We start from the raw sequence: 293 nt of genomic DNA, 5'->3' as shown, positions 1-293 counted from the left end.
GAGTACTTAGTAGAAGTGAGCGAAGGCCGTACGGGTGCCCATGCCACAGGTATGGACCCTGAGGAAGATATCCCAGAAATCGGACCAGCTTGCGATAACGTTCTTGAAGAGGGTCAAACTTTCGCATATGAATTGTCCCTAATTGTTCCGGGAATCGGCGGCGTACGTACAGAGGATCAAGTAGTTGTACGCAAGAATGGATTAGAGCCTCTTCATACATTCAACCGCTTCTTATATGTTGATTAATTTTTAAATCCCTATGCAGGATGCACCGCTGCTCACGATCTTGATCA

Annotated in this window: 1 protein-coding gene; it reads left to right on the top strand. The window is 46.4% G+C overall.

Translation table 11 applies throughout. The features are described from left to right. Nucleotides 1–246 (top strand): M24 family metallopeptidase (locus AAHB12_RS31550; protein WP_342048971.1); only part of this gene is annotated, 246 nt, incomplete at its 5' end. Nucleotides 247–293 lie beyond the last annotated feature (47 nt).

It is taken from the genome of Bacillus sp. OTU530 (assembly GCF_038440375.1).
This window is presented reverse-complemented; position numbering and strand designations above follow the sequence as displayed.